The following is a 23,314-nucleotide window of genomic DNA, read 5'->3' as shown; positions in this document are numbered from 1 at the left end:
CAACGCGGCTGTAGCGCCGACCCGGGTGACGTTTGATCGCCTCGAGCTGAACCGCATCCTCAATCTCTATGGCCGCATGGTCGCCGATGGCGAGTGGCGCGACTACTCGATCGACTTCCTGCGCGACCGCGCCGTGTTCTCCGTCTTCCGCCGCGCGTCCGAGGTGCCTCTCTACCGCATCGAAAAGGATCCGCGGCTGGCACGCAAGCAGGGCATGTACAGCGTGATCTCGGCCACCGGCCTGATCCTGCGCCGCGGCCATGAGCTGGAGCGCGTGCTGCTGGCGATCGCGCCAAAGCCGGCGCTGGTCTGAGCCGCCGTCCGCGCCGATCGCGATGCCTATGCGGGGATGTCGCCGCTGCCCGCCCCGAGCGGCCGCTGCATCATGACCGTATCCAGCCAGCGGCCGAATTTGAGGCCGACGCTGGGATGGGTGCCGATCATCTGGAAGCCGCAGGCGGTGTGCAGGCCGACCGAGCCGGCGTTGGCGGAGTCGCCGATGACCGCGATCATCTGGCGAAAGCCGCGCGCCTCGCACGCTTCGATCAGCGCCCGCATCAGCCGCATGCCGATGCCACGGCGCTGGCTGGCGGGCGCGAGATAGACCGAGTTCTCCACCGTGAAGCGATAGGCGGGCCGCGGCCGGTACGGCCCGGCATAGGCATAGCCTACGACCTCGCCATCCAGCAGGGCGGCGAAATAGGGGAAGCCGCCATCTCGGAGCGCCCGGAAGCGGCGGGTCATCTCCGCCAGATCCGGAGGATCGAGCTCGAACGTGGCCGTGCCCTCGCGGACGGCCTGCCCGTAGATGGCGGTGATGGCGGGAAGGTCGGCCTCCTGCGTGGGCCGGATCTCGATGTCGGACATGGGCGGGACAATACCAGCGCGAGGCGGCCGATCAAACCTCGTCACGGGATGGCTGCCCGTACGCGGCGCGAGATCGAGCCGGGTCCGCGATCGCCACGATGAACAAACGAAAAGCCCCGGCGCTGAGGCCGGGGCTTCGAAGGTCGCTCCTGCGAGCGGTTGGATCAGTCGCGCTGTCCGAGCAGCTGCAGCAGCAGCGTGAACAGGTTGATGAAGTTCAGGTACAGCGACAGCGCGCCGGAGATCGCTGCACGCTCGGCAATATCGCCGCTCGCGGAGGCGTAGCCGTAGATGTACTCATTCTTCAGGCGCTGCGTATCCCAGGCGGTCAGGCCGGCGAACACGAACACGCCGATCACCGACACGATGAACTGCAGCATCGAGCTCGCCAGGAACAGGTTCACGAGGCTCGCCAGCACGATGCCGATCAGGCCCATGAACAGGAACGAGCCCATGCCCGTCATGTCACGCTTGGTCGTGTAGCCGTACAGGCTGAGCGCGCCGAACGTCGCCGCGGTGATGAAGAACACCCGCACGATCGAGGTGTGGGTGTACACCAGGAAGATCGACGACAGCGAGATGCCCATCAAGGCCGAGAACACCCAGAACAGGATCTGCGCGGTCGACGGCGCCAGGCGGTTGATGCCGGCCGAGATCGCGAACACCATGACCAGGGGGGCCAGGATGAACAGCCACTTCAGCGGGCTCACGAACATCGCGTAGCCGAACTGCGTCAGGTAGGCGTTGCCGAACTTGAACACGCCCGCCGCCGGATCGCCGGTCACCGACGCCATGTAGACGCCGAGCGCCGCGAGGCCGGTGATGGCCAGGCCGATGCTCATGTAATTGTAGATGCGCAGCATGTAGGCGCGCAGACCGGCGTCGACGGTCGCGGCATCGGCGCGCCCGGCCACCCGGCCAAAGGGTGAAGCATAGTTGCGGTTGAGGTCCGACATGGTCGAATTCCCGTTGGTTGCCCGGCGGTCCGTCCTGGCAGGACTTTAGGCCGGTTCTAGAAAACCCTATCTCATAGCCGCTGCCGCCGATATTAAATTTGCGTCATCGGCAAATTCGCCATCTTTCGGCAGATCTCTTCGGCAGCTCTCTGAGCCCATTTCCTAGATGGGAAACTAGCATATCCCCCGCAAGCTTCCACGCGCGGCTGAATGTCGCTCCGCGCGCGTTTGCGCCGTGAAAATCCCGTTAACCGTGCGGCATGAGCGCACAATCCCCTAAAGGTTCCTCAGAACCGTCGCCGGCTTCTGGTTGAGCGCCAGCAGCGTACCGGCGAGGCCGAGGCCCACGGTCACCACCAGCGCCGCGAGCACGACCAGCGCGGCGCTGCCGGCCTGCCAGGCGAAGCTCAGGGTCATCAGCCGGGTCACGATCAGCCACGCCGACACGGAGCCGGCGATGACGCCGAACGCGGCGGTCGCAAAGCCGATCAGGAGGTACTCGAGCGCGTAGGCGCCGAGTAGCCGCAGCCGCGTGGCGCCCAGCGTCTTGAGGATGACGGCATCGTAGACGCGATGACGATGGCCCGCGGCCAGCGCGCCGCCCAGCACCAGGATGGCCGAGATCAGCGTGACCGCGCTGGCGCCGCGGATGGCGAGGGCGAGGTTCGAGACCACCGAGCCGACCGTCTCCATCACCTCGCGAACCCGCACGCTGGTCACCATCGGGAAGGCGTCGGCCACCTTGCGGATGACGCGGGCGTCCTCCGCGGCGTCCGAGCGCGCCTCCGTCAACGTGGCGACGTGAGTATGCGGCGCGCCGCGGAAGGCGTTCGGCGAGAACACCAGCACGAAGTTGATGCCGAGCCCCTGCCAATCGATCGTGCGCATGTTGCCGATCTTCGCGCTGATGTCGCGCCCGAGCACGTTGACGACGATGTCGTCACCGAGCTTCAGGCCGAGCCCGTCGGCGATCCGCTTCTCGATCGAGACCAGCGGCGGGCCGCTGTAGTTCTCGCCCCACCATTCGCCCTCGACCACCTTGGAGCCCTTCGGGATCTCGCCGGTATAGGTCAGGCCGCGGTCGCTCTGCAGCACCCACTCGGTGTCCGCGGTCGCCTTGAGGTCCTCGGCACGCACGCCGCGGGCAGAGACGATGCGGCCGCGCAGCATCGGCACGTTGTCGACGGTGGATTGCGGCGCGAGCGTCTTGAGGAAGTCGCGGAAGCGGTCGGCGTCGCCGGAGGGCACGTCGATGAAGAAGAACGACGGTGCCTGCTCCGGCAGTTGCGCCAGGAATTGCCGCCGCAGATTGCCGTCGATCTGGGTGATCGTGACCAGCACCGCGAGGCCCAGTCCGAGCGACAGTACCACCGAGGGCGTCAGCGCGCCCGGGCGGTAGATGTTGCTGACCGCGAGCCGCAGCATCGGGAAGCGGCTGCGCGGCGCCGCGCGGGCCATCGCCATCACGACGGCTGCGATGCCGCGCAACAGCACGAACACCAGAGCGGCGGCGACCACGAAAACCGCTGCGATCTTCTTGTCGTAGGACAGGCCGACCACCACCGCGATCAGCAGCGCGACCGTGCCGGCGATCAGCGCCAGATAGCTCCAGCGCGGCCGGTGCCATTCGGCGATCACGGCCTCACGAAATAGCGCGGCGACCGGCACGTCGCGGACGCGCCCGAGCGGCCACAGACCGAACGCCAGCGCCGTCAGCAGGCCGTAAACGAACGACAGCGCCAACTCGTCCGGATGAACTGCAGGAATGACGGGCAGCGGCAGGATCTTGCCGAACAGGCCGACGATGGCGAAGGGCAGGGCGGCGCCGGCGCAGAGTCCGATGATCGAGCCGATCGTCGCCAGCACCATCACCTGCACGAGATAGATGCCGAACACGTCGCGGCTGGTGGCGCCGAGCGCCTTGAACGCCGCGATCACCTCGGTCCGGCGGTCGACATGGCTCTTGACGGCGTTGGCGACGCCGACGCCGCCGACCAGGAGCGCGGCCAGTCCGACCAGGGTCAGGAATTGCGTGAACCGGCCGATGGTTCGCTCCAGCTGCGGCGAGGCGTTGCTGCGGCTGCGGACCTCCCATCCCGCCTGCGGCAGCGTCTGCCGGGTGTCGGCGATGAAGGAGGCGACGGCGCGGTCATCGGTGGCGTTGTCGGGCAGCCGGACCCGATAGGTCCAGCGCACGAGACTCCCCGGCTGCAGCAGCGGCGTCGCGCGCAGGCCGGCCTCGCTGATCAGGAAGCGCGGCCCCAGCCCGATGCCGCCGGACAATTTGTCCGGCTCCGCCTGCAGCGCGCTGCGGATCTGGAAGCGGACCGTGTCGATGTTGACGATGTCGCCGACCTTGAGGTCGAGCCGCGCCAGCAGCGCCGGATCGGCCGCTGCGCCGAACACGCCATCGCGCTCGGCGAGAATCTCGGCCAGCGGCAGGTCGGGTTGCAACTCGGCCTTGCCGAGCAGCGGATAGGCGCTGTCGACCGCCTTCAGCTCGACCAGCGCCAGCTTGGCATCACCGGCCCTCACCATGGCCCGCAACGTCGCCGCCAGCGACACCTGTCCGCGCGAGCGCAGGAAAGCGATCTCCTCCGGCTTGGCCTCGCGCTGGAACAGCGAGAAGGCGGCGTCGCCACCGAGCAAGGTGCGGCCCTCGCGGACGAGGCCATCATTGAGGCTCGCCGCCACCGAGCCGACGCCGGCAATCGCCAGCACGCCGAGCGCGATGCAGGCGATGAACACATAGAAGCCGCGCAAACCGCCGCGCAGCTCGCGCAGGGCATAACGCACCGGCAGCGCCGCCATGCGGCGGCGGGGAAGCGGCTCGGCCAGCGTGCTCATGCGTCGGCGGGCTCGTGCGCGCCGTCGGCTTCGATCCGTCCCGAGCGCAGCCGCACGACACGGTCGCAGCGATGCGCGAGGCCGCTGTCATGGGTCACCAGCACCAGCGTCATGCCGCGCTCGGCATGCTTGGTGAACAGCAGATCCACGATCTGCCGCCCGGTGGTCTCGTCGAGATTGCCGGTCGGCTCGTCAGCCACCAGGATGGCCGGATCCGGCGCCAGCGCCCGGGCGAGCGCCACGCGCTGCTGCTCGCCGCCCGACAATTGCGTCGGGTAGTGGTGCAGCCGGTGGCCGAGTCCGACCGAGTCCAGCTCGCGGGCGGCACGCTCGGCGGCGCCGGAATGGCCCGCCAGCTCGAGCGGCACCGCGACGTTTTCCAGCGCCGTCATGGTCGGAATCAGGTGGAAGGACTGGAAGACGATGCCGACCTGGCGGCCCCGGAACCGGGCCAGGGCGTCCTCGTCCAGGGCATTGAAAGCGGTGCCGTTGACCACCACCTGACCGCTGTCCGGACGTTCCAACCCCGCCATCACCATCAGCAGCGTGGACTTCCCCGATCCCGAGGGGCCGATCAGGCCGATCGTCTCGCCCTGTCCCACCCGCAGGCTGATGTCCTTGAGGATATGAACCCGCGCCGCGCCGGTGCCGAGCGAGAGGTTGACGTTCGAGATGGTAATGGTGTCCGGCGCAGTGCCGGCCAAACGCGAGGTTTCGATGAGACTGTCCATGGCTCGGTCATATGGCAACTCCGCAAGCCGGGTCGAGGGGCGCGGACGCATCTTCGTGCACATACTCGTGTTGATGCTCGCCTTGATGACAGCCGGGCCGGCACTCGCCGGCTCTGACCCGGCCAAGCCGATCAAGCTCGTCGTCCTCGGCGACTCCTTGAGCGCGGGCCTCGGCCTGTCCGCCCCGGACTCCTTCCCCGCCAAGCTGCAAAAGGCGTTGCAGGCCAATGGGCTGCCGATCGACCTGACCAATGCCGGGGTGTCCGGCGATACGTCTTCGGGCGGCCGTGACCGGCTCGACTGGTCGGTGCCCGATGGCACCGAGGCGGTCATCGTCGAGCTCGGCGCCAATGACGCGCTGCGCGGCATCGATCCCGCGGTCACGCGCAAGGCGCTGACCGAGATCGTCACCCGGCTGAAGGCGCGCGGCATCGCCGTCATGCTGTGCGGCATGCTGGCGCCGCCGAATTACGGCAGCGACTACGCCGCCAAGTTCAACGCGATCTACCCCGACCTCGCCAAGGAATTCGGCGTGCCGCTCTATCCGTTCTTCCTCGACGGCGTTGCTGCCGACCCCAAGCTCAACCAGGCGGACGGCATTCACCCCACGGCGGCCGGGGTCGACATCATCGTCTCCCGGATGCTGCCTAGGGTCGAAGCATTCCTGCGTCCGCTTCGTGGGCAATGATGGAACGAAGCCGTCGGCCGGACATTTTGCGATAACCTTACGGACCAGGTTTTCCGCAGGTTTTCACGGCGTTAACGCCCCCTCCGTCGCGGAGTCATATAAGTTCGGTAGGAATGTTGCATTGGCGATTCGTCGTCGATCACCTCGTCAAGGCATGATCTCGTCAATTTTCGAGATCAGCCTCCAGCATCGGGAGTCCTGAAACGATGCCGCGTCTGTTTACTGGACTGGAGATCCCGGCCGAGGTCGGCCAGACCCTCTCCACGTTGCGGGGTGGCCTTCCCGGCGCCCGCTGGATCGATCCTGAAAATTATCACGTGACCTTGCGCTTCATCGGCGACATCGACGGCGCCTCCGCCAACGAGATCGCCGCGATGCTGTGGCGGGTGAACCGCAAGCCGTTCGAGGTCACGGTGCAGGGTCTCTCCAGCTTCGGCGGCCGCAAGCCGCGCGCCGTGGTCGCCAACATCGCGCCGAGCCGGCCGCTGATCGAGCTGCAGGCCGAGCTGGAGCGGATGATGCAGCGGATCGGGCTCGACCCGGAGGGACGCAAGTTCGTCCCTCATGTGACCTTGGCGCGGCTGCACGATGCCTCGAGCCAGGACGTCGCCGATTATCTCTCGGTCCGCGGCTACTTCCCGAGCCGGGTGTTCATGGCCGAGCGCTTCGTGCTGTTCTCCTCCCGTGCTTCCACGGGCGGCGGCCCCTATGTCGTCGAGGACGCCTACGATCTGTGCGCCGCCTGAGGCTGCGGCTGGCCCAAGTGCCTGACGTCGGGCCGGTCTGACCCGACCAAGACGTCGTTAGCCGCGGACTAACTCCCGCGGCGGCGTTTGCGTGCCATATACCACGATCCCACCGCCCGGCTGCATGGCGGCTTCCACCATTTGCGGATTGCATTTTCCGTTAGTCTCATGACCTAGAGTGGGCTCATGCTGTCCACTCCATCAGACGCGTTCCGCGCGCAATATCAGTCGCTGGTCGACACCGGCGCGATCGAGGCCGACCCGGCCCAGGCCGAGGTCGCCGATGCCCTGGCGGCGCTGGAGCGACGCCTCTCCACCTACAAGCCGGCGCGCAAGCAGAGCCTGTTCGGCCGCCTGTTCAGCGACAAGAGCGAGCCGCCGAGCGGCCTTTATGTCCATGGCGAGGTCGGCCGCGGCAAGACCATGCTGATGGACCTGTTCTTCCAGACCTGTCCGGTCGAGCACAAGCGCCGCGCGCATTTCCACGAGTTCATGGCCGAGGTGCACGAGCGCATCTACGGCTATCGCCAGAACATCGCGCGCGGCGAGCTCGCCGATGCCGACGTGATCGGGCTGACCGCGCAGGCGATCTTCGACCAGGCCTGGCTGCTCTGTTTCGACGAATTCCACGTCACCGACATCGCCGACGCGATGATCCTGGGCCGGCTGTTCGCAAAACTGTTCGAACTCGGCACGGTGGTGGTGGCGACTTCCAACGTGGCGCCGGAGGATCTCTACAAGGGTGGCCTCAACCGCGCGCTGTTCCTGCCCTTCATCAAGCAGATCGCCGACCACATGGATGTGGTGCGGCTGGATGCGCGCACCGATTTCCGGTTGGAGAAACTCGCCGGCGTGAAGATGTGGCTGGTGCCGGCCGACGTCGATGCGCGCGCCGCGCTCGACAAGGCCTGGGCGCGGCTGACGGGACAGGCCAAGTGCAAGCCGCGCGACATGACGATCAAGGGACGCATCCTGCACGTCCCGTGCTCGGCCAATGGCGTCGCCCGTTTCGGCTTCGCCGATCTCTGCGAGAAGCCGCTCGCCGCGTCCGACTATCTGCGGCTGGCGCACGACTATCATACGATCCTGATCGACCACGTTCCGGTGATGGACTACGCCGAGCGCAACCCCGCCAAGCGCTTCATCACCCTGATCGACACGCTCTACGACAACGCCGTGAAGCTGATCGCCTCGGCCGAAGCCGACCCGATCTCGCTCTACGTCGCGACCGAGGGCATCGAGGCGATGGAGTTCAAGCGGACGTCGTCGCGCCTGATCGAAATGGGCTCGGAGTCCTACCTGGCCCTGCCGCACGGCCGGAAGGATTCGGCCGCCTCCGGGACTTCTACGGGCCTGGTCGAAACCTGACAAACACTGCTTTTCCGGCAGCGCCCGCCGCCGGGCACACAGCCGCGAAAAGGCCACGTCCATCATGCTGAAAGGATCATCAGCAGCCGCCGTCCGGTCCTGATCGAAATCAAGGCACGCCCGTCAATTGGCCATAGCGTGACTTGAACGGCCCGGGCGAAAGGGATAACCACCCACTCGACTTTTCAACCTCCCTCACCCCTACGGGTTCAAAGGAAAATTTGCCATGGCGCGCGACAAGATTGCTTTGATTGGCTCCGGTCAGATCGGCGGAACGCTGGCTCACCTCGTTGGCCTCAAGGAGCTCGGCGACGTCGTGATGTTCGACATTGCCGAAGGCGTTCCGCAGGGCAAGGCGCTCGACATCGCGCAGTCCTCGCCGGTCGACGGCTTCGACGCCCACTTCACCGGCGCCAATTCCTACGAGGCGCTCGACAACGCCAAGGTGTGCATCGTCACCGCCGGCGTGCCGCGCAAGCCGGGCATGAGCCGCGACGACCTTCTCTCGATCAACCTCAAGGTGATGGAGCAGGTCGGGGCCGGCATCAAGAAGTACGCTCCCGACGCGTTCGTCATCTGCATCACCAACCCGCTCGACGCGATGGTCTGGGCGCTGCAGAAGGCCTCCGGCCTGCCGGCCAAGAAGGTCGTCGGCATGGCCGGCGTGCTCGACAGCGCGCGCTTCCGCTACTTCCTGGCCGATGAGTTCAACGTCTCGGTCGAGGACGTCACCGCCTTCGTGCTCGGCGGCCACGGCGACACCATGGTGCCGCTGACCAAGTACTCCACCGTCGCCGGCATTCCGCTGCCGGATCTCGTCAAGATGGGCTGGACCTCGCAGGCCCGCATCGACGAGATCGTCGACCGCACCCGCAATGGCGGCGCCGAGATCGTCAACCTGCTCAAGACCGGCTCGGCCTACTACGCCCCGGCCGCCTCGGCGATCGCGATGGCCGAGAGCTATCTGCGCGACAAGAAGCGCGTGCTGCCGTGCGCCGCTCACCTCAACGGCGAGTTCGGCGTCAAGGACATGTATGTCGGCGTGCCCGTTGTCATCGGCTCGAAGGGTGTCGAGCGCATTGTCGAGATCGAGCTGGCCGGCAAGGACCGCGAGGCGTTCGACAAGTCGGTCGCCGCCGTCCAGGGCCTCGTCGACGCCTGCAAGAAGATCGCGCCCGACCTGCTCGGCCGCTGAGGTAGCAGGGCGGGCAGCCAGCCCGCTCCGATGAGTTGCAGGATGCTTGGTATATGGTATACCAAGCATCCGCAGAACACGTCCAGACGTCACCACCCCAGCGGGGGTTCGGGGAGCAAGCGCTTATGAACATTCACGAATATCAGGCCAAGGCACTGCTGCACGAGTTCGGCGTGCCGATTTCCAAGGGCGTGCCGGTTCTCCGTCCGGAGGACGCGGATGCGGCGGCGAAGACGCTCGGCGGTCCGGTCTGGGTCGTGAAGAGCCAGATCCACGCCGGTGGCCGTGGCAAGGGCAAGTTCAAGGAGGCCTCGGCCGGCGACAAGGGCGGCGTCCGCCTCGCCAAGTCGATCGACGAGGTCAATGCCTTCGCCAAGCAGATGCTCGGCGCGACCCTGGTGACGGTGCAGACCGGTCCCGAGGGCAAGCAGGTCAACCGCCTCTACATCGAGGACGGCTCCGACATCGACAAGGAATTCTATCTGTCGCTGCTGGTCGATCGCGAGACCTCGAAGGTCGCCTTCGTGGTGTCGACCGAAGGCGGCGTCAACATCGAGGACGTCGCGCACAGCACGCCCGAGAAGATCGTGACCTTCTCGGTCGATCCCGCGACCGGCATCATGGGCCATCACGGCCGCGCCGTCGCCAAGGCACTGAAGCTGTCCGGCGACCTCGCCAAGCAGGCCGAGAAGCTCACCACCCAGCTCTATACCGCGTTCGTCGCCAAGGACATGGCGATGCTCGAGATCAACCCGCTGGTCGTGACCAAGCAGGGCCAGCTGCGCGTGCTCGACGCCAAGGTGTCGTTCGACTCCAACGCGCTGTTCAAGCACCCGGAAGTCGTCGCGCTGCGCGACGAGACCGAGGAGGATGCCAAGGAAATCGAGGCGTCGAAGTACGACCTCAACTACGTCGCGCTCGACGGCACCATCGGCTGCATGGTCAACGGCGCCGGCCTCGCCATGGCGACGATGGACATCATCAAGCTGTACGGCATGGAGCCCGCCAACTTCCTCGATGTCGGCGGCGGCGCCAGCAAGGAGAAGGTTGCGGCGGCCTTCAAGATCATCACCGCCGACCCTAACGTGAAGGGCATCCTGGTCAACATCTTCGGCGGCATCATGAAGTGCGATGTCATCGCCGAGGGCGTCGTTGCCGCGGTGAAGGAAGTCGGCCTGAAGGTGCCGCTGGTGGTGCGCCTCGAAGGCACCAATGTCGATCTCGGCAAGAAGATCATCAGCGAGTCCGGTCTGAACGTGCTGCCCGCCGACAATCTCGACGACGCCGCGCAGAAGATCGTCAAGGCCGTCAAGGGAGGCTGAGCGCCGGTTCAGGCGCTCGCTTCGTCCTCACCGCAACGCTTTTAGAGAAAGCACGATGTCCATCCTCATCGACAAGAACACCAAGGTCATCTGCCAGGGCTTCACCGGCAAGAACGGCACCTTCCACTCCGAGGCGGCGATCGCCTACGGCACCAAGATGGTCGGCGGCACCTCGCCGGGCAAAGGCGGCTCGACCCATCTCGGCCTGCCCGTCTTCGACACCGTCAAGGAGGCCCGCGAGGTCACCGGCGCCGACGCCTCGGTGATCTACGTGCCGCCGCCGGGCGCCGCGGACGCGATCTGCGAGGCGATCGACGCCGAAGTGCCGCTGATCGTCTGCATCACCGAGGGTATCCCGGTGCTCGACATGGTCCGCGTCAAGCGTTCGCTTGTGGGATCCAAGTCGCGCCTGATCGGGCCGAACTGCCCGGGCGTCATGACCGCCGGCGAGTGCAAGATCGGCATCATGCCGGCCAACATCTTCAAGCCCGGCTCGGTCGGCATCGTGTCGCGCTCCGGCACTCTGACCTATGAGGCGGTGTTCCAGACCACCTCCGAGGGCCTCGGCCAGACCACCGCGGTCGGCATCGGCGGCGACCCGGTCAAGGGCACCGAGTTCATCGACATGCTGGAAATGTTCCTGGCCGACCCCAAGACCACCTCGATCATCATGATCGGCGAGATCGGCGGCTCGGCCGAGGAGGACGCGGCGCAGTTCATCAAGGACGAGGCCAAGCGCGGCCGCAAGAAACCGATGGTCGGATTCATCGCCGGCGTCACCGCCCCTCCCGGCCGCCGCATGGGTCATGCCGGCGCGATCATCTCGGGCGGCAAGGGCGATGCCGGCTCGAAGACGGCGGCGATGGAAGCCGCTGGTATCACTGTCTCTCCGTCGCCCGCGCGCCTCGGCAAGACGCTCGTCGAAAAGTTGAAGTCCTGATTCAGGCCTTAGTGCTTTTCGGGGCGCATCTTTACAAAGAATAAGGTAAACCGTCCTAACCCGAGCCTGACCCCTTCCACGGGGTCAGGCATTGCGCCGTTTTTGATGGGCGCATCGAAATTACCAGGACGCTACCATGTCTCGCCAAGATGCGAACGCCGCCTTCGCCCTGTCGTCTTTTCTGCAGGGCACCAATGCCACCTACATCGATGAGATCTACGCCCGCTACGAGAAGGATCCCGCTTCGGTCGATCCAGAGTGGCAGGAATTCTTCAAGAGCCTGAAGGACGCGCCGGCCGACGTCCAGAAGAACGCCTCGGGGCCCTCCTGGGCGCGCAGCAACTGGCCGGTGTCGCCCCGCGACGAATTGACCTCGGCGCTCGACGGCAACTGGGCCGTGGTCGAGAAGAAGGTCGGCGAGAAGATCGCGGCGAAGGCGCAGACCAAGGGCGTCGAATTGTCGCCGGCCGACGTCAACCAGGCCACCCGCGACTCTGTCCGCGCGTTGATGCTGATCCGCGCCTACCGCATGCGTGGTCACTTCCACGCCAAGCTCGACCCCCTCGGGATCGAGGCGCCGAAGAACCGCGAGGAGCTCGATCCGCGCTCCTACGGCTTCACCGAAGCCGACTACGACCGCAAGATCTTCCTCGACCACGTGCTTGGCCTCGAATACGGCAGCTTGCGTGAGATCGTCGCGATCTGCGAGCGCACCTACTGCCAGACGCTCGGCGTCGAGTTCATGCACATCTCGAACGCGGCGCAGAAGGCCTGGATCCAGGAGCGCATCGAGGGTCCGGACAAGGAGATCTCGTTCACCCGCGAAGGCCGTCGCGCCATCCTGCAGAAGCTGGTCGAGGCCGAGGGCTTCGAGAAGTTCTGCGACGTCAAGTTCACTGGCACCAAGCGCTTCGGCCTCGACGGCGGCGAGTCGCTGATCCCCGCGCTGGAGCAGATCATCAAGCGCGGCGGCAATCTCGGCGTGAAGGAGATCGTGCTCGGCATGCCGCATCGCGGCCGCCTCAACGTGCTGACCCAGGTGATGGGCAAGCCGCACCGCGCGCTCTTCCACGAGTTCAAGGGCGGCTCGGCCAATCCCGACGCGGTCGAAGGCTCCGGCGACGTGAAATATCACCTCGGCGCCTCCTCGGACCGCGAGTTCGACGGCAACCGCATCCATCTGTCGCTGACCGCCAACCCGTCGCATCTCGAGATCGTCGACCCCGTCGTGCTCGGCAAGGTCCGCGCCAAGCAGGACCAGCACGGCGATCCGCCGGACATGCGCATCTCCGTGCTGCCGCTGCTGATGCATGGCGACGCCGCCTTCGCCGGCCAGGGCGTCGTGGCCGAGTGCTTCGCGCTGTCCGACCTGAAGGGCTACCGGACAGGTGGCTCGATTCATTTCATCGTCAACAACCAGATCGGCTTCACCACCTATCCGCGCTACTCGCGCTCGTCGCCGTATCCGTCCGACGTCGCCAAGATGATCGACGCGCCGATCTTCCACGTGAACGGCGACGATCCGGAAGCCGTGGTGTTCGCGGCCAAGGTCGCGACCGAGTTCCGGCAGAAGTTCCACAAGCCGGTCGTGATCGACATGTTCTGCTATCGCAGGCATGGACACAATGAAGGCGACGAGCCCGCCTTCACCCAGCCGGTGATGTACAAGAAGATCGGCGCGCATCCGTCGACGCTTGAGATCTACTCCAAGCGCCTGGTCGCCGAGGGTGTGATGACCGAGGGCGAGGTCGACAAGGCCAGGGCTGATTGGCGCGCGCGGCTCGATGCCGAGTTCGAGGCCGGCACCTCCTATCGTCCGAACAAGGCCGACTGGCTCGACGGCAAGTGGGCAGGCCTGAAGTCCGCCGATCAGGAGGAAGAGGCGCGCCGCGGCGTCACCGGCGTCGAGCTCGACCGCCTCAAGGAGATCGGACGCAAGATCACCAAGGTGCCGGACGGCTTCCGCCTGCACCGCACGATCCAGCGCTTCCTGGAAAACCGCGCCAAGGCGATCGACAGCGGCATCGGGCTGGACTGGGCGACCGGCGAAGCGCTGGCGTTCTGCTCGCTGCTGCTCGAAGGCCACAAGGTCCGCCTGTCTGGCCAGGACTGCGAGCGCGGCACCTTCTCGCAGCGCCACTCGGTGCTGATCGATCAGGAGGACGAGAGCCGCTACACGCCGTTCAACCATCTGGCGCCGGAGCAGGGTCATTTCGAGGTCATCAACTCGCTGCTCTCCGAAGAGGCGGTGCTCGGCTTCGAATACGGCTACTCGCTGGCGGAGCCCAATGCGCTGACGCTGTGGGAGGCGCAGTTCGGCGACTTCGCCAACGGCGCCCAGGTGCTGTTCGACCAGTTCATCTCGTCGGGCGAGCGCAAATGGCTGCGCATGTCCGGACTCGTCTGCCTCTTGCCGCACGGCTATGAGGGCCAGGGACCGGAGCATTCGTCGGCCCGCCTGGAGCGCTATCTGCAGATGTGCGCCGAGGACAACATGCAGGTGGTCTACCCGACCACGCCGGCGAACTACTTCCACGTCATGCGCCGGCAGCTGCATCGCGAGATCCGCAAGCCGCTGATCGTGATGACGCCGAAGTCGCTGCTGCGCCACAAGCGCGCGGTGTCGCGGCTGGAGGAGCTGGCCAAGGGCACGACGTTCCACCGCATTCTGTACGACGACGCCCAGATGCAGGCGGACGACAAGACCAAGCTGGTGCCGGACGATCAGATTCGCCGCATCGTGCTGTGCTCGGGCAAGGTCTATTACGACCTCTACGACGAGCGCGAGAAGCGCGGCCTGAACGACATCTATCTGATGCGCCTCGAGCAGCTCTATCCGGTGCCGCTCAAGGCGCTGGTCGCCGAGCTCGGCCGCTTCAAGAACGCCGAAGTGGTGTGGTGCCAGGAAGAGCCGCGCAACATGGGCGCCTGGTACTTCATCGAGCCTTACATCGAGTGGGTGCTGAACCAGACCGGGGCTAAGAGCAAGCGTGCGCGCTACGCCGGCCGCGCCGCCTCGGCCGCGACCGCCACGGGCCTGATGTCCAAGCATCTCGCCCAGCTGAAGGCGCTGCTCGACGACGCCCTGAACTGAACCTGCCTTAGAAGGCGCCCCGCAGATCCTTGCGGGGCGCGAGTACAAGTCCATCGCGTTGATCGTCCGTACCGCATCGCTTGCTCGCCGCAAGGCGATGGCGGACGGGCTTTATGACCGCACGGGTTATTGAGGATAGAGACCATGACTGACATTCGCGTTCCGACGCTCGGTGAATCCGTCACCGAAGCCACTATCGGCCGCTGGTTCAAGAAGGCGGGCGACGCGGTCGCCGTCGACGAGCCGCTCGTCGAGCTCGAGACCGACAAGGTCACCATCGAGGTGCCGTCGCCGTCGGCCGGTACGCTCGGCGAGATCATCGCCAAGGATGGTGAGACCGTCGCCGTCGGCGCGCTGCTCGGCCAGATCAACGATGGCGCGGCCGCTGCCAAGCCGGCCGCCGCGGCTCCCGCACCGGCGCCGACGAAGCCCGCCGCTGCGGCTCCGGCTGCTGCTGCTCCCGCCCCGGCCAAGGCGCTGCCCGCCGACACGCCGCAAGCGCCGTCGGTGCGCAAGCTCTCGGCCGAGAGCGGCGTCGATGCCACCACCGTGCCCGGCTCGGGCAAGGACGGCCGCGTCACCAAGGGCGACATGCTGGCCGCGATCGAGCGCGCCGCCTCGGCGCCGACCCCGGTCAATCAGCCCGCCGCCGCCGTGCAGGTCCGCGCACCGTCGCCCGCCGATGACGCCGCGCGCGAGGAGCGCGTGAAGATGACGCGTCTGCGCCAGACCATCGCGCGCCGCCTCAAGGACGTGCAGAACACCGCGGCGATGCTGACGACCTTCAACGAGGTCGACATGACCAACGTCATGGCGCTGCGCAGCCAGTACAAGGACGTGTTCGAGAAGAAGCACGGCTCGAAGCTCGGCTTCATGGGCTTCTTCACCAAGGCCGTCGTGCAGGCGCTGAAGGACATCCCGGCCGTCAACGCCGAGATCGACGGCAGCGATCTGATCTACAAGAACTACTACCACATCGGCGTCGCCGTCGGCACCGACAAGGGCCTGGTCGTGCCGGTCGTGCGCGACTGCGACCACAAGTCGATCGCCGACATCGAGAAGAGCATCGCCGATTTCGGCCGCCGCGCCCGCGACGGCCAGCTCAAGATCGACGAGATGCAGGGCGGCACCTTCACGATCACCAATGGCGGCATCTACGGTTCGCTGATGTCGACCCCGATCCTGAACGCGCCGCAGTCCGGCATCCTCGGCATGCACAAGATCCAGGAGCGGCCGGTGGTGGTCGGCGGCAAGATCGAGGTGCGGCCGATGATGTATCTGGCGCTGTCCTACGACCACCGCGTCATCGACGGCAAGGAAGCCGTGACCTTCCTGGTGCGCGTCAAGGAGAGCCTGGAGGATCCGGCGCGGCTCGTGCTGGATCTCTGACGACCACACCTCTGATGCTCGGGAGGCGCGCCGAAAAGCGCGCCTCAAACCTAACGGGGGCCATCATGACCGACAGGGTTGCAGTAATCACCGGCGGCAGCCGCGGCATCGGCCGCGCCACCGCGATCGCCGCCGCATCGCGCGGCTTCAAGATCGTCGTCGGCTATGCCTCGAACGAGGCCGCCGCGCAGAGCACTGTCGCGGCGATCGAGGCCAAGAACGGCAAGGCCATCGCGGTGAAATGCGATGTCGGCCGCGAGCACGACATCCTCGCTTTGTTCAAGGCGGCCGACAAGTTCGGCACGCTCGGGGCGCTCATCAACAATGCCGGCATCGTCGGTCCGACCACGCGCGTGGACGAGATGAGCGCCGAGCGCATCGAGCGTTTGATGGCGGTCAATGTCACCGGCAGCATCCTGTGCGCACGTGAAGCCGTGAAGCGGATGTCGACACGGCATGGCGGCAAGGGCGGGGTGATCATCAATCTGTCGTCGGTCGCTGCCAAGCTCGGCTCGCCCAACACCTATGTCGACTACGCCGCCTCGAAGGGCGCGATCGATTCCTTCACCGTCGGCCTCGGCCACGAGGTTGCGAGCGAGGGCATTCGCGTCGCCGCGATCAGGCCCGGCCTGATCGATACCGAAATCCATGCTTCCGGCGGCGAACCCGATCGCGCTCACCGCCTTGCTCCGAACGTGCCGATGAAGCGCGTCGGCACCGCGGAGGAAATCGCCAACGCCATCGTCTGGCTGCTGTCGGACGAGGCCTCCTATGTGACTTCGGCCATTCTCGACGTGTCGGGCGGACGCTGACGACCGTCATCATCTCTGACTGCAAAGCTTACGGAACATTCGATCATGGCACCTTACGATCTCGTCGTCATCGGCACCGGACCCGGTGGTTATGTCTGCGCCATCCGCGCGGCGCAGCTCGGCATGAAGGTGGCGGTGGTCGAGAAGAACGCCACCCTCGGCGGCACCTGCCTCAATGTCGGCTGCATGCCCTCGAAGGCGCTGCTGCACGCCTCGGAGCTGTTCGAGGAAGCGGGGCACTCCTTCGCCAAGATGGGCATCAAGGTGTCCGCGCCCGAGGTCGATCTGCCGTCGATGATGACCTTCAAGCAGCAGGGCATCGACGGCAACGTCAAGGGCGTCGAGTTCCTGATGAAGAAGAACAAGATCGACGTCCTCGCGGGCAAGGGCAAGATCCTCGGCACCGGCAAGGTGCAGGTCACCGGCAATGACGGTGCCGCTCAGACCGTCGAGACCAAGAACATCGTGATCGCCACCGGCTCGGACATCGCGCGTCTCAAGGGCATCGAGATCGACGAGAAGCGCATCGTCTCTTCGACCGGCGCGCTGTCGCTGGAGAAGGTGCCGTCGAGCCTGCTGGTGGTCGGCGCCGGCGTGATCGGGCTCGAGCTCGGCTCGGTGTGGCGCCGTCTCGGCGCCAAGGTCACCGTGGTCGAATTCCTCGATCGCATCCTGCCGGGCATGGACAGCGAGATCGCGAAGCAGTTCCAGCGCATCCTCGAGAAGCAGGGCTTTGCGTTCAAGCTCGGCGCCAAGGTCACCGGCGTCGATACGTCCGGCGCGACGCTGGCGGCCACGATCGAGCCTGCCGCCGGCGGCGCGGCCGAGAAGATCGAAGCCGATGTCGTGCTCGTCGCCATCGGCCGCGTGCCGTACACCGACGGGCTCGGCCTGCAGGAAGCCGGCGTGGTGCTCGACAATCGCGGTCGCGTCCAGATCGACCATCATTTCGCGACCAGCGTCCCCGGCGTCTATGCCATCGGCGACGTGGTCGCAGGACCGATGCTCGCGCACAAGGCCGAGGATGAAGGCGTGGCGTGCGCCGAGATCCTCGCCGGCCAGGCCGGCCACGTGAACTACGACGTCATTCCGGGCGTGGTCTACACCACGCCGGAGGTCGCCTCGGTCGGCAAGACCGAGGATGAGCTGAAGCAGGCCGGCGTCGCCTATACCGTCGGTAAGTTTCCGTTTACCGCGAACGGCCGTTCCAAGGTCAACCAGACCACTGACGGTTTCGTGAAGATTCTCGCAGATGCGAAGACCGATCGCGTGCTCGGCGCCCACATCATCGGCCGCGAGGCCGGCGAACTGATCCACGAAGCCGCCGTATTGATGGAGTTCGGTGGATCCGCCGAGGATCTGGCCCGCACCTGCCACGCCCATCCGACGCGGTCGGAGGCGGTCAAGGAAGCCGCCCTTGCGGTGGGCAAGCGCGCCATCCACATGTGATCGACGCCCGGCGGCGGGGATCGGCAGGTGCGACAAAATAGCCTGCCGATGACGCTGAACCAAACGGCAAGGTGTGAGGTCCTAACGTCATAGCGGCCTCACGCCCGGGGCCTGGCGGAGATGGAGACCGATGCTGCGCCGCCTGCTTCAGCCGTTCTGGATCCTGCTCGCGATCATCTTTCTGATCGAAGCATGGCTGTGGGACCATCTCGAGCCCATCGTGGCCCGGATCGTCGCCGCGATCCCGCTGCGCAGTCTCAAGCACTGGCTCGCCGCGCGCATCGAGACGCTGTCACCCGCGCTGACCTTGCTGGTCTTCATCGTGCCGTTCGTGCTGCTGTTTCCGCTCAAGCTGGTGGGCATGTGGCTGCTGATGCATCACCAGTGGAAGCTGGCGTTGCTGACGATCGTGTTCGGCAAGATGGTCGGCGTCGGCATCACCGCCTTCATCTTCGACGTGACACGCCACAAGCTGCTGCAGATGGGCTGGTTCGCCTGGCTGTATGAGTCGGTCCTGACGCTGCGCCGCAGAGCCGCCGAGCTGGTCGACCCGATCAAGCAGCGCATCCGCGACATCGTCGGCGACGTGCTCCGCACCAACACCAGCGGCTGGTCGTCCCGCGTGCTCCGCCAGATCCTGCGCTTCCGCCGCAGCGTGCAGGCGCGGTGACGTTTTCAATCGCGGCGACGCAGTTCATGCCACCATTGCCGTCATTCCGGGGCAATCGTCAGTGCGCGCAGCGCGCTGGCGATTGAACCCGGAATCTCGCGATTGTTGAAATAGAACACGACACCACATCGAGATTCCGGGTTCAAGGCCTGCGGCCATGCCCCGGAATGACGGTTGTTCGTGGCTAGTGCAGATGCAGCAGATGCGGCTGGAACAGCCCGAGCAGCGTCATCGCGATGCCGACCAGCGCGAGCGCGCCGGAGGCCCAGGCTAGCACGATCATACCCGTGATGATCGTCGCCGAGGCCAGCACGATACCGATCTGGAAGGCGGCCGAGGCGAGCTCGTAGTGATGATACTTCGCCGTCGCTTCGTCGCGCTCGTGCTCAGCATGCTTGGCGCGTTCCGCGAGCTGCTCGCTGCCTTCCCCGGTCTCGGGCTCCGAGCGGTAACGGGCGGCATTCTTCTGCCAGTCGTCGATCTGCTTCTGCAAGGCCGCCTTGGCCGCCTCATCCGGCAGCGCCGGCAGGTTCAGCTTGCCCTGCTCGGCGGCGGTCTGCACCACCGTGCGGCGCACGGTCTTGGCCTGGAAGAAGGCCCAGAGATTGGAGGCTTCGACGTTCTTGCTGATCGATTCGGTCTGCGCACCCTTGCCGAGGGTTTCCGACAGCGCCAGGAACAGCGCGATCACCGCGATCAGCAGCGCGATCTTCTTATTCTCGCCCGAGGCGTGCTCGGCGTGCTCCGCATGCTCCATGCTTTCATGTGCGCTCATCTGTTCCCCTCCGGATCAAGCGAAGCTGACGATTGCCGGAACCGCCGGGCCAGCGCAAGGGAAAGGATATGAACGAACCATGTCACCGCCGCGGATGCGCCGAGGCGTAGACCTGTAGCAGCCGCTCCGAATCGATGCCGGTATAGACCTGGGTCGTCGACAGCGAAGCGTGGCCGAGCAGCTCCTGGATGGCGCGCAGGTCGCCGCCGCGTGACAACAGATGCGTGGCGAAGGAATGACGCAGCGCATGCGGCGTGGCGCTGTCGGGCAGGCCGAGCGCGCCGCGCAGCCGCTCCATGGCCAGCTGGATGATGCGCGGGCTCAGCGGCCCGCCCTTGGCGCCGACGAACATCGGCCCGTCCGCCGGCAGCGGATAGGGACAGAGCCGGGCGTATTCGTCGATCAGCTGCAGCACGTTCTGCAGCACCGGCACCATGCGAGTCTTGTTGCCCTTGCCCGTCACGATCAGCACGTCGCCTTCGCCCGGCTTGGGCACCTCACGGCGCTTCAGGCCGAGCGCTTCGGAGATGCGCAGGCCAGAGCCGTAGAGCAGCGCCATGACAGCGGCGTCGCGCGCCAACACCCACGTGTCCCGGCTCTCGCCGGCGCGCTCGTCGGCATCGGCGAGGCGCTTGGCGGCGTCCATCGGCAGCGGCTTCGGCAGGCTCTTGGCGATCTTCGGCGCGCGCACGCCCGCGAGCGCGCCGACCTTGCCCTGGCCCTCACGCTCGAGGAAGCGGCCGAACGAACGCAGGCCGGCCAACGTCCGCATCAGCGATCGTCCGGCAATGTCGTCGGCACGGCGCATCGCCAGGAACGCGCGGATGTCGGCGGCCTCGAGCGACGCAAAGCGCGTCAGGGTCACCGGCTCACCCCAATGCGTGCAGAGGAATTGCAGGCATTGCCTGAGATCGCGCGCATAGGCCTCGACCGTCTTCGGCGACAGCCGCCGCTCGCTGCGCAGATGCGCCAGCCACTGCATCATCGCGTGAACCACGCCCTGATCGGCGCCGATGAGGTCGGGCGCCTCAGGCGCGTTGTCAGTCGCTTTTGCCGTCTTGACCATTGACCGCGCACACCTGCCGACTCATCGTCCCCAGTTGATGTCGATCGAACGGGCGGCGGCATGCGCGGTACATCCTCTCCCACAAGAGGAGAGGGTGCACGGCCGATGCCGAAAGTGCTCGACCTCATCTGGTGACCATCCCATATATCCCACCCGCGCCTTTACCGTTCGCTAACTTTGCCGGGCGGCTTTCGCTTGAGCCAGAGCAAGGCTATCTCCGCCCTCATGGACCGCCCGACCGATCTCTTCCCTGGTGCAGCCCGCACGGCCGGCGTGGTCGACGTGCTGGTTCCGGTCGCGCTCGATCACACCTATTCCTACCGCGTGCCGCGCGGCATGGACCTCAAGCCCGGTGATGTCGTCGGCGTCCCGCTGGGGCCGCGCGAGGTAATGGCGGTGGTGTGGGCGGAGAACGCCAATCCGGACCCGCGGCTGCACAACCGGCTCAAGGACGTCAGCGAGAAGCTCGACGTGCCGCCGCTGAAGCCGGAACTGCGGTCGCTGGTCGACTGGGTCGCCAATTACACGCTGTCGCCGCGCGGCATGGTGCTGCGGATGGCCTTGCGCATGGGCGAGCATCTCGGCCCCGAACGCGTCCGGCTCGGCGTCCGGCTGGTCGGCGAGCCGCCGAAGCGGCTGACGCCGGCCCGGCGGCGGGTCATCGACGTCCTGTCGGATGGCCTGCTGCACGGCAAATCCGATCTCGTCCGCGAGGTCGGCGTGTCCGCGAGCGTCATAGACGGGCTCGTTGACGAGGGCACACTGACCGTCGAGGCGATGCCGCGTGCGCTGCCGCCGCCGGCGCCCGATCCGTCCTTTGCGCAACCGGAGTTCTTCGATGCCCAGCGGGCCGGCGTCGAGGCGATGCGGGCCCTGGCGGCCAGCGGCCTGTTCAATGTCGCGCTGCTCGACGGCGTCACCGGCTCCGGCAAGACGGAGGTGTATTTCGAGGCGGTCGCCGAGACCGTGCGCCGCGGCCGGCAGTCGCTGATCCTGATGCCGGAGATCGCGCTGACGGGGCAGTTTCTCGACCGCTTCTCGCGCCGCTTCGGCGTGCGTCCCCTCGAATGGCATTCCGAGCTGACGCCCCGCACCCGCCAGCGCAATTGGGCGGCGATCGCCGCCGGCGAGGCGCCGGTCGTGGTCGGCGCGCGCTCGGCGCTGTTCCTGCCCTACGCCGATCTCGGCCTCATCGTCGTCGATGAGGAGCACGACCAGGCCTACAAGCAGGACGAGGGCGCGCATTATCACGCCCGCGACATGGCCGTGGTGCGCGGCCACATCGCCAAATTCCCGGTGGTGCTGGCCTCGGCCACGCCCTCGGTCGAGACCGAGGTCAATGCCCGCAAGGGCCGCTACCAGCGGGTGGCGCTGCCGTCGCGCTTCGGCGGCCAGCACATGCCGCATATCGAGGCGATCGATCTCCGCCGCGAGCCGCCGCCGCGCGGCCGCTACATCTCACCGCGGCTGGCCGGCGAGATCCGCACCGCGATCGAGCGCGGCGAGCAGGCGCTGCTGTTCCTGAACCGCCGCGGCTATGCGCCGCTGACCCTCTGCCGCGCCTGCGGCCACCGCTTCGCCTGCACCATCTGCGACGCCTGGCTGGTCGATCACCGCTTCCGCCAGCGCCTGGTCTGCCATCACTGCGGGTTCTCGATGGCCCGGCCGCCGACCTGCCCGCATTGCGCGGCGGAGGAATCGCTGGTCGCCGTCGGTCCCGGTGTCGAGCGGCTGCAGGAGGAGGCGGCGGCGCTGTTTCCGGACGCGCGGAGCATGGTGCTGTCGAGCGACCTGATCACCTCGATCGAGACGATGCGCGCCGAGCTCACCGAGATCGCGGAAGGCAAGGTCGATCTCATCATCGGCACCCAGCTCGTCGCCAAGGGCCACAATTTTCCGCGGCTCAATCTGGTCGGGGTGGTCGATGCCGATCTCGGCCTCGGCAATGGCGATCCGCGCGCCGCCGAGCGCACCTGGCAGCTCCTCAACCAGGTCATCGGCCGCGCCGGCCGCGAGCAGGGGCGAGGGCGCGGCTATCTGCAGACCCACCAGCCCGAGCATCCCGTCATGAAGGCGCTGGTCGCCTGCGACCGCGAGGCGTTCTACACCAGCGAAATCGACGCCCGCGAGCGTACCGGCTATCCGCCGTTCGGACGGCTGGCGAGCCTGATCATCTCGGCCGGCGACCGGCCGACTGCGGAGGGCTTCGCGCGCCGGCTGGTGGCGTCAGCGCCGCGGGAGGAGGGCGTGCTGCTGCTCGGTCCGGCCGAGGCGCCGCTCGCCGTCATCAAGGGCCGCTACCGTTTCCGGCTGCTGCTCAAATCGGCGCGCAATTTCGATCTGTCGGATTATCTGCGGCACTGGCTGGCGCATGCCGAGAAGCCCAAAGGCAATCTCAA

At 66.6% G+C, this 23,314-nt stretch carries 19 protein-coding genes; 13 read left to right on the top strand and 6 right to left on the bottom strand.

All coding sequences use genetic code 11. From position 1 onward, the window contains the following. Nucleotides 1–313 (top strand): DUF2794 domain-containing protein (locus BRAS3809_RS22785; RefSeq protein WP_035657743.1); only part of this gene is annotated, 313 nt, incomplete at its 5' end. 26 nt (nucleotides 314–339) lie between these two features. Here BRAS3809_RS22785 and BRAS3809_RS22780 read toward each other — a convergent pair. The 4 genes from BRAS3809_RS22780 to BRAS3809_RS22765 all read right to left on the bottom strand — a co-directional run bounded on the left by BRAS3809_RS22780 (nucleotide 340) and on the right by BRAS3809_RS22765 (nucleotide 5,401). Continuing rightward, nucleotides 340–867, bottom strand: a complete 528-nt coding sequence (locus tag BRAS3809_RS22780; protein WP_008964390.1) for a GNAT family N-acetyltransferase — start codon at nucleotides 865–867, stop codon at nucleotides 340–342. Nucleotides 868–1,031: 164 nt separating this feature from the next. Then, complete coding sequence (locus tag BRAS3809_RS22775; protein ID WP_008964389.1) at nucleotides 1,032–1,823, bottom strand: Bax inhibitor-1/YccA family protein; 792 nt, start codon at nucleotides 1,821–1,823, stop codon at nucleotides 1,032–1,034. A 276-nt stretch (nucleotides 1,824–2,099) separates the two neighbouring features. Beyond that, entirely contained in the window at nucleotides 2,100–4,670 is a 2,571-nt protein-coding gene (locus tag BRAS3809_RS22770; protein WP_008964388.1) for an ABC transporter permease, read from the bottom strand. After that, the gene (locus BRAS3809_RS22765; protein WP_035657740.1) at nucleotides 4,667–5,401 is read right to left on the bottom strand and encodes an ABC transporter ATP-binding protein; all 735 of its coding nucleotides are present in this window, start codon (nucleotides 5,399–5,401) and stop codon (nucleotides 4,667–4,669) included. Before BRAS3809_RS22765 ends, BRAS3809_RS22770 begins: the two co-directional genes overlap by 4 nt. Before the next feature lie 55 nt (nucleotides 5,402–5,456). On the opposite strand from BRAS3809_RS22765, the gene BRAS3809_RS22760 reads away from it, so the two are divergent. The 11 genes from BRAS3809_RS22760 to BRAS3809_RS22710 all read left to right on the top strand — a co-directional run bounded on the left by BRAS3809_RS22760 (nucleotide 5,457) and on the right by BRAS3809_RS22710 (nucleotide 19,074). Beyond that, nucleotides 5,457–6,089: an arylesterase gene (locus BRAS3809_RS22760; RefSeq protein ID WP_008964386.1), complete on the top strand. Its 633-nt coding sequence runs from the start codon at nucleotides 5,457–5,459 to the stop codon at nucleotides 6,087–6,089. A gap of 206 nt (nucleotides 6,090–6,295) precedes the next feature. Beyond that, nucleotides 6,296–6,835: an RNA 2',3'-cyclic phosphodiesterase gene (thpR, locus tag BRAS3809_RS22755; RefSeq protein WP_008964385.1), complete on the top strand. Its 540-nt coding sequence runs from the start codon at nucleotides 6,296–6,298 to the stop codon at nucleotides 6,833–6,835. 186 nt (nucleotides 6,836–7,021) lie between these two features. Next, the gene (gene zapE / locus BRAS3809_RS22750) at nucleotides 7,022–8,203 is read left to right on the top strand and encodes a cell division protein ZapE (RefSeq protein ID WP_008964383.1); all 1,182 of its coding nucleotides are present in this window, start codon (nucleotides 7,022–7,024) and stop codon (nucleotides 8,201–8,203) included. A 226-nt stretch (nucleotides 8,204–8,429) separates the two neighbouring features. After that, a complete protein-coding gene (mdh, locus tag BRAS3809_RS22745; RefSeq protein ID WP_008964382.1) occupies nucleotides 8,430–9,398 on the top strand; it encodes a malate dehydrogenase in 969 nt (322 codons plus the stop codon). 125 nt (nucleotides 9,399–9,523) lie between these two features. Continuing rightward, a complete protein-coding gene (sucC, locus tag BRAS3809_RS22740; protein WP_008964381.1) occupies nucleotides 9,524–10,720 on the top strand; it encodes an ADP-forming succinate--CoA ligase subunit beta in 1,197 nt (398 codons plus the stop codon). Between the two features lie 55 nt (nucleotides 10,721–10,775). Beyond that, a complete protein-coding gene (gene sucD / locus BRAS3809_RS22735; RefSeq protein ID WP_008964380.1) occupies nucleotides 10,776–11,660 on the top strand; it encodes a succinate--CoA ligase subunit alpha in 885 nt (294 codons plus the stop codon). Nucleotides 11,661–11,796: 136 nt separating this feature from the next. After that, nucleotides 11,797–14,754, top strand: a complete 2,958-nt coding sequence (locus BRAS3809_RS22730; protein ID WP_008964379.1) for a 2-oxoglutarate dehydrogenase E1 component — start codon at nucleotides 11,797–11,799, stop codon at nucleotides 14,752–14,754. Nucleotides 14,755–14,898: 144 nt separating this feature from the next. Beyond that, entirely contained in the window at nucleotides 14,899–16,143 is a 1,245-nt protein-coding gene (gene odhB / locus BRAS3809_RS22725) for a 2-oxoglutarate dehydrogenase complex dihydrolipoyllysine-residue succinyltransferase (protein ID WP_008964378.1), read from the top strand. A 65-nt stretch (nucleotides 16,144–16,208) separates the two neighbouring features. Further along, on the top strand, nucleotides 16,209–16,955 hold the full coding sequence (locus tag BRAS3809_RS22720; protein ID WP_008964377.1) for an SDR family oxidoreductase: 747 nt from the start codon (nucleotides 16,209–16,211) through the stop codon (nucleotides 16,953–16,955). Nucleotides 16,956–17,000: 45 nt separating this feature from the next. Next, nucleotides 17,001–18,404, top strand: a complete 1,404-nt coding sequence (gene lpdA / locus BRAS3809_RS22715; protein WP_008964376.1) for a dihydrolipoyl dehydrogenase — start codon at nucleotides 17,001–17,003, stop codon at nucleotides 18,402–18,404. 130 nt (nucleotides 18,405–18,534) lie between these two features. Beyond that, entirely contained in the window at nucleotides 18,535–19,074 is a 540-nt protein-coding gene (locus BRAS3809_RS22710) for a hypothetical protein (RefSeq protein WP_008964375.1), read from the top strand. Between the two features lie 184 nt (nucleotides 19,075–19,258). Here the strand turns inward: BRAS3809_RS22710 and BRAS3809_RS22705 are convergent, their stop codons facing one another. Together BRAS3809_RS22705 and BRAS3809_RS22700 are read right to left on the bottom strand one after the other, a co-directional pair. Further along, complete coding sequence (locus tag BRAS3809_RS22705) at nucleotides 19,259–19,849, bottom strand: DUF4337 domain-containing protein (protein ID WP_008964374.1); 591 nt, start codon at nucleotides 19,847–19,849, stop codon at nucleotides 19,259–19,261. Between the two features lie 82 nt (nucleotides 19,850–19,931). Further along, a complete protein-coding gene (locus BRAS3809_RS22700; protein ID WP_502685675.1) occupies nucleotides 19,932–20,834 on the bottom strand; it encodes a tyrosine recombinase XerC in 903 nt (300 codons plus the stop codon). Between the two features lie 306 nt (nucleotides 20,835–21,140). Here BRAS3809_RS22700 and BRAS3809_RS22695 point away from each other — a divergent pair. Next, the coding region (locus BRAS3809_RS22695; RefSeq protein ID WP_035657737.1) for a primosomal protein N' at nucleotides 21,141–23,314 on the top strand (2,174 nt) is incomplete at its 3' end.

This window comes from Bradyrhizobium sp. STM 3809 (assembly GCF_000239795.1).
GTDB lineage: Bacteria > Pseudomonadota > Alphaproteobacteria > Rhizobiales > Xanthobacteraceae > Bradyrhizobium.
The sequence above is the reverse complement of the archived record's forward strand: the minus strand, read 5'-3'. Positions and strand labels throughout refer to the sequence as shown.

Bases quoted from the DNA above. Each gene is read 5' to 3' on its own strand.
- BRAS3809_RS22780 (WP_008964390.1), bottom strand. From the start codon at position 867: ATGTCCGACATCGAGATCCGGCCCACGCAGGAGGCCGACCTTCCCGCC.
- BRAS3809_RS22775 (WP_008964389.1), bottom strand. From the start codon at position 1,823: ATGTCGGACCTCAACCGCAACTATGCTTCACCCTTTGGCCGGGTGGCC.
- BRAS3809_RS22770 (WP_008964388.1), bottom strand. From the start codon at position 4,670: ATGAGCACGCTGGCCGAGCCGCTTCCCCGCCGCCGCATGGCGGCGCTG.
- BRAS3809_RS22765 (WP_035657740.1), bottom strand. From the start codon at position 5,401: ATGGACAGTCTCATCGAAACCTCGCGTTTGGCCGGCACTGCGCCGGAC.
- thpR (WP_008964385.1), top strand. From the start codon at position 6,296: ATGCCGCGTCTGTTTACTGGACTGGAGATCCCGGCCGAGGTCGGCCAG.
- zapE (WP_008964383.1), top strand. From the start codon at position 7,022: ATGCTGTCCACTCCATCAGACGCGTTCCGCGCGCAATATCAGTCGCTG.
- mdh (WP_008964382.1), top strand. From the start codon at position 8,430: ATGGCGCGCGACAAGATTGCTTTGATTGGCTCCGGTCAGATCGGCGGA.
- sucC (WP_008964381.1), top strand. From the start codon at position 9,524: ATGAACATTCACGAATATCAGGCCAAGGCACTGCTGCACGAGTTCGGC.
- sucD (WP_008964380.1), top strand. From the start codon at position 10,776: ATGTCCATCCTCATCGACAAGAACACCAAGGTCATCTGCCAGGGCTTC.
- BRAS3809_RS22730 (WP_008964379.1), top strand. From the start codon at position 11,797: ATGTCTCGCCAAGATGCGAACGCCGCCTTCGCCCTGTCGTCTTTTCTG.
- odhB (WP_008964378.1), top strand. From the start codon at position 14,899: ATGACTGACATTCGCGTTCCGACGCTCGGTGAATCCGTCACCGAAGCC.
- BRAS3809_RS22720 (WP_008964377.1), top strand. From the start codon at position 16,209: ATGACCGACAGGGTTGCAGTAATCACCGGCGGCAGCCGCGGCATCGGC.
- lpdA (WP_008964376.1), top strand. From the start codon at position 17,001: ATGGCACCTTACGATCTCGTCGTCATCGGCACCGGACCCGGTGGTTAT.
- BRAS3809_RS22710 (WP_008964375.1), top strand. From the start codon at position 18,535: ATGCTGCGCCGCCTGCTTCAGCCGTTCTGGATCCTGCTCGCGATCATC.
- BRAS3809_RS22705 (WP_008964374.1), bottom strand. From the start codon at position 19,849: ATGAGCGCACATGAAAGCATGGAGCATGCGGAGCACGCCGAGCACGCC.
- BRAS3809_RS22700 (WP_502685675.1), bottom strand. From the start codon at position 20,834: ATGATGCAGTGGCTGGCGCATCTGCGCAGCGAGCGGCGGCTGTCGCCG.